The organism is Archangium sp. (assembly GCF_057119385.1).
Genome location: NZ_DBNGVP010000138.1, coordinates 67,654 through 76,359, shown reverse-complemented (window position 1 = coordinate 76,359; position 8,706 = coordinate 67,654). Strand labels below are relative to the sequence as shown.

Here is an 8,706-nt window from a genome sequence, read left to right as displayed (position 1 = left end):
ACCTGGTCGAAGCTCCAGCGCTCGGCGTGGGGGCTGTGGCGGAGCAGCTCGGCGGCGCCCATGACGGCGGTGGCGAAGCGCAGGTCCCCGGAGGCCTCGGGGAAGGAGGCCGCGAGCGCCCCGGCGGAGAAACGGTACGTGTGCTCCGAAGCCGTCTCGCCCCGGGGCCGCTTGGCGCGCAGACGCACCGTGGCGAGGCCCTCGCCCGCGCCGGGCTTGAGCTCCAGCTCGTAGAGCGCGGTGACGGTGTGGCCGGAGCCGATCTCTCCCGCGTCCACCTTGTCGTTGCGGAAGTCGCGGTCGGCGATGTCCCGGTTCTCGTAGCCCACCAGCCGGTAGCGGGCCACCTGCGCGGGGTCGAACTCCACCTGGAGCTTCACGTCCTGGGCGATGACTTCCAGCGTGCCGCCGAGCTGCTCCTGGAAGATGCGGCGCGCCTGCAGGAGCGAGTCCACGTAGTAGTGGTTGCCATTGCCCTTGTCGGCGAACTGCTCCATGAGCGTGTCCTTGTAGTTGCCCATGCCGAAGCCCACGGTGGTGACGGTGATGCCCTCCTTCACGTGGCCGCGGATGAGCGCGAGGATGTCCTCGTGGGACGAGGGGCCCACGTTGGCATCGCCATCGGAGAGGATGAGGACGCGCGAGACGGAGCTTCCATCGAGCGTCTTCATGGCCTGCTGGTAGGCGAGCTGGATGCCGTTGGCCATGGCGGTGGAGCCCCCGGCGGTGAGGTCCTCGATGGCGGCGTGGATGAGGGCCTTGTGCTCCAGGCCGGTGGGAGGCAGCGCGAGCTTCACGCCGCCCGCGTAGGTGACGAGCGCCACGGTGTCGCCATCGCGCAGGTTGTCCACGAGCATGCGCAGGGAGCGTTTGGCGAGCGGCAGCTTGTCGGGCGACTGCATGGAGCCGGAGACATCCACCAGGAAGGTGAGGTGGGCGGGCTTGCGCTCGGAGACGCTGAGGCGCTTGCCCTGGACGCCCACGCGCAGCAGGTGGCGGCCGGGGGTGAAGGGCGAGGGCGCGGCATCCAGGTGCACGGCGAGCGGGGCGCCCTCGGGCTCGGGGTACGTGTAGCGGAAGTAGTTGAGGAACTCCTCCACGCGCACGGCCTCGCGGGGCGGCGGCGTGCCCTCGAGGAGCTTGCGGCGCACGAGGGTATAGGAGGCGGTGTCCACGTCGATGGAGAAGGTGGACAGCCGGTCCTCGGCGGTGGTGACGAAGGCGTTCACCCCGTTGTCGCGGTACTGCTCGGTGTTGCCCTGGAGCGGCTCGGAGAAGTGGGCGGTGGGGACACGCACGCTGGCCTTGCCGTTGAGGGTGACGCTGCCCATGCCGTAGCCCGCTCCCGAGGACGAGACGCCACCGCCCCGGCCCCGGGTGCCGATGGAGCCGATGCCAATGGTGTCACCGACGCCGCCGCCGCCGCCCCCGCTGCCCTTGAGGCTGAGCCCGCCGAGTCCCTGGGCGGTACCGCCGCTGCCCGCGCCGAAGACCTGTGCGGCCGAGGCCCGGGGAGCCGCGGACGGAGGCGCCGCGGGAGGCGAAGCGGCCGGGGCCGTCTCCGGAGCCGCCGCCTGCGCCTGGGGGGCCGGGGCCTTCTCGCTCGCCGTGGCCTGGACCTTCTCCGGAATCGGCTCCAGGCGCTTCACCTCGGAGCGCTGGCACCCGCCGAGCGTCCAGCTTCCAACGGTCAGCGCGCACACGACTCCCGTGACGGCGAGGGGGCTCCGCCTCATGTACTCCTCCAGCGTGGGTGGGGTTCATCTCTCGGAGCCCTTGGACAACGGCGCGCGCGGCGGGTTCCCGGTATGCTGGGGACACCGTGCAACGTTCGCGTTCCGCCCTTCGTTCCCCCGACGCCCCTGGCGAGCTCCTGGGGGATATCCCCGCGCCGGAGAGCCAGGCGGAGCGGCCGTCCCCGCGCGCCCTGCTGGAGGAGGTGCGCTCGCCAGGTGTGGCGCGTGCCGAGGTGGATGCGCTGCTGAGCGGGCTCGAGAGTCCGCTGGGACCCGGGGAGAGCGCTCGCGAGCGGGCGGACCTGGTGCACGAGATTCTGGAGGACGAGCGGATCCGCGACTACACGGGCAGCGGTGGGCGCAAGGTGGAGCACGTGGCGGTGCTGCAACTGGGAGAGCTCGGCTTCCCGTACGCGCTGGAGGTGCCCCCGGAGCTGTACGCCGAGGCGCGCGCGGCGGCGGGACACGGTGAGGTGAGGCCGTGGCAAGGTGGCTCGCGCCGCACGTGGGGGCTCGGGGTGACCGCCCTCGCGGGAGGACTGGAGGCCCTGCCCGCGCTCTTCGCCCTGGTCGAGGGCCATTCCTCGGACGTGGGGCTGTCACTGGGCTGGCTCCTGGTGGTGGCCCTCACCTCCTTCGTGCCGGCCTTGCTGGCGGGGAGCGAGGCGGTGTCGAGCACGCCCTGGTTGCGCGCCCTCCTGAAGCTGGCGGTGGCACTGCCGGCGCTGCCCTGGCTGGCGGGTGCGGCCCTCGTGGTGGCGGTGTCCATCGCGGGTGGGGCCTTCCCGTGGGCACTGCTCGCCGCGCTGCCCGCGGGCATGGGACTGTTGCACCTCGGAGGCGCGAGAATGCTGTACGGCCCGCCTCCCGGCGAGGAGTTGCTGAAGCCCCGGGAGGAGTGAGCACCACCGCCCGGGCCAGGGGCCGCCTGGCTGGTTGCCCGCCCTGGGCGCGGTGAGCGAGCGGGGGAGTGAACGTTCCCCGCCGGCCGGGAATGCAAGCGACGGGGGGCATTCCTACCTTCCGGAGGTATGCACCGACGAACGAGCCTCGTGCTCCTCAACGGGCTGTCGCTGAGCCGCCTGCCGTTGGCGGGCGTCTTCGTGTCGACGGAGGATCCGCTGGCCCGGGCGGGGCTGGTGGCGGGGGCGGCGTTGACGGACTTCCTGGACGGGTGGATCGCCCGTCACCAGCACCTGGAGTCGAATTGGGGCGCGCTCATCGATCCGCTGGCGGACCGGGGCTTCGTGATGGTGGCGCTGGCGGCCTTCGTGGCGGAGGGGAAGCTGACGCCCGCGGAGTTCGGCACGCTGGTGGTGCGCGACGTGGCGACGGGCGTGGGCTTCGTGGTGGCGCGCTTCCTGCCGAGCTTCCGTCCGGTGAAGTTCCAGGCGCGGATGCTGGGCAAGGTGGTGACGACGCTGCAACTGGGCGCACTGATGTCGGTGCTGGTGGCGCCGCGGCTGGTGCGGCCGTTGGTGGCGGCGGTGGGGGTGACGGCGCTCGCGGCGGTGGTGGACTACACACTGACGGTGTGGCGGAAGCGGGCGCGCCCGGGCGAGGGCGAGGCCCGCCCCCTCACGCGCGCAACCGCGTGAAGAAGTGCTCGAGCTTCCCGGTATCCAACACGCCCCCGGTCCGCACGCCGCTGCACAGGTCGAGCCCGAAGGGCCCCACCTGCCGCATGGCCTCGCCCACGTTCTCCGGGCGCAGGCCCCCGGCGAGGAACACGGGCACGCCCACCTGCTCGCGGATGCGCCGGCTGATGCTCCAGTCGTGGACGCGCCCGGTGCCGCCCAGCTCCTTCACCGCGAGGGCCTGGTTGCCCGAGTCGAGCAGCAGCGCGTCCACGTGGGGCGCCACGCCCAGGGCCTCCTCCAGGGACTGCTCGCCGGTGACGTGGATGACCTGGACGAGCGAGATGCCGGGCATGGCGCCGCGCAGGTCCGCGTAGGTGCCGGTGGTGAGCCGGTCGCAGAGCTGCACGGTGTTGGTCCGGCAGCGGCGCTGCTGGGCGATGATGTCCCGCGCGTCCTGGCTGCACGTGAGCAGGAAGGTGCCGATGGGGGGCGGGACGGTGGCGGCGATCTCCGCGATGAGGGCCTCGGAGATGACGCCGGGCCCGCTGGGCATGCTCGAGACGAGCCCCAGCGCGGAGGCCCCGGCGCGGACGGCGGCGCGGGCCTCCTCGACGCTGGAGATGCAGCAGATTTTTATCCGCGGGGGGATGCTCGCCTCCATGGGGCTCACCACTCCACGTGGACGATGAAGTCGCTGCCGGAGGGGTTCTTCACCTCCACGCGCACGCGGGCACTGACCTTGGCGGCCTTGAGGAGGGCCTGCTCCACGACGCCCTGGGTCCACGCCGGGCCGAGCAGCTCCCCGTGGCAGATGAGCTTGCCGGAGCGGGCGCTCACGCGCTCATAGGAGCGCTCGCCGAAGGCGGTGACGGCCTTGTAGGCGGCAGGGGAGCTGGCCATGAGGCGGTGGGGCTCGTCGCCGGACAGGAAGGACATCATCTTGCCGGCCTGCGAGTCGAAGAAGTAGTTCACCGCGGCGCGGCCGAACTCGACGATGGAGTCGTCGTAGGTGCGCGAGCTCGTCCTGTTGCGCTTCACGCCGAGGTCGGCCAGCTTGAGGAGATCGGCCACCGGGTAGCGGAAGAAGCTCACGATGCTGCGCGAGCCGAAGACCTCCTTGCGCACGGCCTCGGCCTCCGTGGGCCCCAGCTGCCGCTGGAGATTCTCCATCGAGCTGTCGAAGAACATCCCGAGCAGCACATCCTTCTCGGTGGCGGCCCGGATGCGGAGATGCAGCGCGTCACTGCTGTCCATGAAACCCCCTGCGCAAACAGGGGGTGCCTACCACCAAGGTGGGGCCGCGCGCCAGCGGGGAGCCGGGGCCCGTCCCACGGTCCGGACGGGCCCGGAGGACCCACGGTTTCTCTCTCTCAGGGCGAGAACTTGGAGAGCAGCATGTAGCGGGTGTTGGTGCTGGGGTCGGTGTAGCCGCCGCTGACGATGAAGCCCCCATCGCTGGTCCTGGCGAGGCTCTGGCCGAACGTGTACCAGGTGCTGGGGTAGGGGTAGAAGTCCCAGAGCGCGACCCCGCTGTTGTCCAGCTTCATGACGCGCATGTTGCTCTGGGTATCGGACGGGGTGGTGGAGCCCGTGATGACGTAGTTGCCGTCACTCGCGACCTGGACATCGCTCAGGTAATCCCCGCGAGTTCCCGCGTTCATGCTCTGGGCCCAGAGGGTGCCGCCCGTGGTGTTGAAGCGGACCGCGTAGAAGTCGGCGCCCGCCGTGGACGACGCCGGGTAGATGTAGCCCACGGCCACGTAGCCGGTGGAGGTCGCGGCCACGGCTTCCAGGTAGGCGAACCGTCCCGAGCTGACCTGGAAGAGCGTGGTGCCGGTGCTGCTCACCTTCACGGCGTAGCCATAGGTCTCCCAGGTCGTCGAGGACACCTTGACCTGCCGGGAGCCGACGGCGACATAGCCTCCGCCTGGAACGTTGGTGACGCCCCGGAACTCGTAGGTTCCATCCGCGCCGCTGGAGAACGGCTTCGTCCACTGCACGGCGCCGGTGGCGGAGTACTTCACCATGTAGGCATCCTGGTAGCCCAGGTTGCTCTGCGTCTTGCCGACGATGATGCACCCGCCGTCCGGAGTGACCTCCATGGCTCGGGGGTACTCGTGGAGGGAGCCGCCGTGGGGGAACTGCCAGTAGTAGTTGCCCGCGGAGTCGGTCCTGACGAGATAGAAATCGTAATTGGTGGTGGCGTTCTGGAAGATCTGCCCGGCGATCATGAACCCGCCATCACTCGTCTGACGGACCTCGACGCCGGACTCCGCGTTGGAGCCGCCATAGGCGTAGGCCCACTGGACGTTGAAGAAGGCGTCGAGCTTCATCAGGAGGATGTCATTGGTGCCCAGCACGTGGGTGGTGCCGGTGAACGCATAGCCGCCGTCGCTCGTCTGGATGATGGAGCTGGCACTGCCATCGGAGGACAGGATGCTGTTTTGCAGGGTGGGGGCGAGCGCCAGCGAGTGGTACTCCGAGGCGACGAGCGCCGTGACGTCCACGCCCTTGGTGAGGGGCGGCATGTCGAGCCGCTGGAGGGCGTTCAGGCCCGTCAGGGCCGTGCCCTTCGGCTGCTCCAGCGAGCCGGAGTCCTCGGCGGGGCCTCCGCAGCCGAGCTGGGCGGCGAGGCCCGTGGTGAGCATCAAGGTCTTCCAGGAGGAACGAAGCATGGTGTGTCTCCAACTCATTCGAAAGGGAGGATTCCCTCGCCAGGAAGGAGCCGGTGATGAGGAAGATGATGCGCGCGATTTCCGCTCGAAAATGAAAAGGGCGAGGGCCCATGGAAGAGCCCTCGCCCCGGAGTGGAAGCGGTGTCTGATTAAGGCGCCATCACCTTGATGTCACCGGCGGTGGACGGCTGCTCGTTGTCGCCCAGGGGGCTGGTGTTGCCGTAGCCGAGCTGGCCGTAGTTGTTGATGCCCCAGCAGCGGGCGGCGCCCGTGCTCAGCAGCGCGCAGGTGTGGTTCAGGCCCGTGGTGATGCGGTAGGCGGTGGCTCCGGACAGGTCCACGTTGGCGCCCGGCGAGGTCAGATTGCCGGTGGAGGCGTAGCCGAGCTGGCCGTACAGGCCATAGCCCCAGCACTTGATGGCGCCGGTGCTCAGCAGGGCGCAGGTATGGTCATTGCCCGCGGACACCTGGAGCACCTTGCTGCCGGTGGCCACGTCGCCGCCGGACGACGTGAGGGTGGTGGTGTTGCCGTAGCCGAGCTGGCCCGCGGCGTTGAGGCCCCAGCAGCGCACGAAGCCATTCTCCATCAGGGCACAGGTGTGCTCTTCACCCGCGGACAGCTGCACGGCATTGCCGGCCAGGGCGACCTCGCTGACGGCGTTGGGGTGCTCGGTGTCTCCAATCCAGGTGGTGTTGCCGTAGCCGAGCTGGCCGTAGTTGTTGAGGCCCCAGCAGCGCACCTTGCCGGTCTCCATCAGGGCGCAGGTGTGGTTGCCACCCGCGATGATGTCCTTCACGGGGCCGCCCAGCTGGACGTCGCCGTACTTCGAGGGCTGCTCGTTGTCACCCACGTTGAGGGTGTGGCCGTAGCCGAGCTGGCCGTAGTTGTTGAGGCCCCAGCAGCGCACGTTGCCCGTGTTGAGCAGGGCGCAGGTGTGGTTGTAGCCCGCGGCGATTGTCGTGGTGATGCCGCCCAGGTTGACGTAGCCGAAGTTGGAGAGGGCCTCGGCATCGCCCACGTTCTGGGTGGTGTTGAGGCCCAGCTGGCCATGGGCGTTGTAGCCCCAGCAGCGCACGAAGCCGGTGTTGAGCAGGGCGCAGGTGTGGTTGGCGCCCACGGCGAGCTTGGTGGCCACGCCCATCAGCGGCACATTGCCCGCGGTATAGGGCAGCGTGGTGGAGGTGCTGCCCACGGTGAGCGAGTTGCCGTAGCCGAGCTGGCCGTAGTTGCCGCGGCCCCAGCAGCGCACGGTGCCGTTGCTCATGAGGGCGCAGGTGTGGAACTCGCCGGCGCGGATGGTGTTGAGGCCCGTGGTGTCCCCCTCGATGATGGGGTTGTCGGGGAACTGGTCCGGGGTGAGCTTGTAGTAGAGCGTGGTGACGCCCTTGTTGGTGTCCTTCACCGTCAGCTCCACCGTGCCCTGCACCAGCGGGGTGTAGTTCTGCAGCGTGGCGGGGTTGGTGGTGCCGCTGAAGGCGGGCATCGGGTCGAAGGTGGTGCCGGTGGTGGCCGTGAAGCTCCACGTATAGGCCAGGGTGCTGAGGTCACCGTCATCGGCCACGCTGGCGCCGAAGATGACGTTGCCGGTGCCGAGCACGCGCTGGGCGCTGATGCTGTTGATGACGGGGCTGAAGAAGACGCTGACGGTGTTGTCCTTGACGCCGTCGGTGGTGCCCGTGGGCTTCACCTTCGTCTTGAAGGTGGTGGAGACGGAGTGGCCCGCCTCGTTCGTCACCTTCACCGTGTGCTCGAACTCCTTCTCCGTGGTGACGGAGGGCGAGACGTACTGGCTGACGAAGGTGCCCGTGGTGGCCGTCAGGGTGATGGCGCCCGAGACGGGGTAGAAGGAGCCGCCGCCGGTGGCCGCGGTGATGGAGTAGGTGAGCGTCTCGCCCGTGGTGGCCTCGACGGCGAAGCTCACGTTGCCGCTCTGGTCCGAGCCGAGCGCGCTGGGCACGGAGATCTTCCGGATGCGCGGCAGCTTGATGGTCTGTTTGTCGTTGGCGGGCGAGAGGGTGAAGATGATCTTCTCACCGTCGAAGGAGAGCGTCTGATCGACGGTGCCGTTGAAGAGCAGGGTGCCGCCCGCGTTGAAGGCCCGGGCGGTGAAGGTGAGGGCCATGCCCTTGGGCAGGAAGGGGAGCGTTCCCGTCCACGCGCCCTCGAAGAGCGAGAGATCGAAGTTGATGTAGAGGATGTTGCCGGTGGCCTTCTCCTTCACGTCGATGCGGATGGAGGACACGTCCAGGTAGGAGAATGCCTGGGCGGAGGGACCGGACAAGGCGGAGAGGTGCCGCTCCTGGGTGGAGCCGGCCTCCGGCGGGGTGATGTCCGAGGCCTGGATGGAGATGGAGGCGCTGGCGGTGCCCTGCTGCTCCTGCTGGGGCGGCTGGGCGGGGGGCGGGGTGCATCCCACCGCCAGGCTGAAGGCGGACAGGATGAGGGCCGCCTTCCTCAACATGCGCAGACAACTGGTTGGACTGGTCATTTCGGTCATCGGGCCTTCCATGCGGACGCACGTCTCCCGTGCCGCGCCATGCGGCCCGCTCGACGTCACGTCGTGTCGTTTCCTTCCAGGAACCCTGGGGGCGCTGGCTGTTTCATCCGCCAGCCTCACCGGGCTCTCCCCATGAGCAAGCCGCGGGCCAGCGGTTAAGTGGTTGATCTCCCGTGGCCTCGGTCCCGTGTGCTCCAGCGCCCCCGCGGGCCCGTTC

Annotated in this window: 7 protein-coding genes; 2 read left to right on the top strand and 5 right to left on the bottom strand. The window is 69.4% G+C overall.

What is annotated here, in order from left to right; genetic code table 11:
- The coding region (locus tag AC16DP_RS33815) for a vWA domain-containing protein (protein WP_483956922.1) at positions 1-1,736 on the bottom strand (1,736 nt) is incomplete at its 3' end.
- 86 nt (positions 1,737-1,822) lie between these two features.
- Between AC16DP_RS33815 and AC16DP_RS33810 the strand changes: the two genes are divergently transcribed.
- Both AC16DP_RS33810 and AC16DP_RS33805 read left to right on the top strand, forming a co-directional pair.
- The gene (locus AC16DP_RS33810) at positions 1,823-2,638 is read left to right on the top strand and encodes a hypothetical protein (protein ID WP_329730091.1); all 816 of its coding nucleotides are present in this window, start codon (positions 1,823-1,825) and stop codon (positions 2,636-2,638) included.
- A gap of 129 nt (positions 2,639-2,767) precedes the next feature.
- Positions 2,768-3,334 (top strand): CDP-alcohol phosphatidyltransferase family protein, encoded by a 567-nt coding sequence (locus tag AC16DP_RS33805; RefSeq protein ID WP_329730090.1) that lies wholly within the window; start codon positions 2,768-2,770, stop codon positions 3,332-3,334.
- Here the strand turns inward: AC16DP_RS33805 and AC16DP_RS33800 are convergent.
- From AC16DP_RS33800 to AC16DP_RS33785, 4 genes are all read right to left on the bottom strand, one after another.
- Positions 3,315-3,977 carry a phosphoribosylanthranilate isomerase gene (locus tag AC16DP_RS33800; RefSeq protein ID WP_329730089.1) on the bottom strand — a complete coding sequence of 221 codons (663 nt, stop codon included), beginning with the start codon at positions 3,975-3,977 and terminating at the stop codon, positions 3,315-3,317. The genes AC16DP_RS33805 and AC16DP_RS33800 overlap by 20 nt on opposite strands.
- A 5-nt stretch (positions 3,978-3,982) precedes the next feature.
- On the bottom strand, positions 3,983-4,570 hold the full coding sequence (locus AC16DP_RS33795) for a DUF2378 family protein (protein ID WP_329730088.1): 588 nt from the start codon (positions 4,568-4,570) through the stop codon (positions 3,983-3,985).
- A 116-nt stretch (positions 4,571-4,686) separates the two neighbouring features.
- Positions 4,687-5,991 (bottom strand): hypothetical protein, encoded by a 1,305-nt coding sequence (locus AC16DP_RS33790; RefSeq protein ID WP_329730087.1) that lies wholly within the window; start codon positions 5,989-5,991, stop codon positions 4,687-4,689.
- A gap of 149 nt (positions 5,992-6,140) precedes the next feature.
- A complete protein-coding gene (locus tag AC16DP_RS33785) occupies positions 6,141-8,453 on the bottom strand; it encodes an RCC1 domain-containing protein (protein WP_329730086.1) in 2,313 nt (770 codons plus the stop codon).
- Positions 8,454-8,706: the final 253 nt, after the last annotated feature.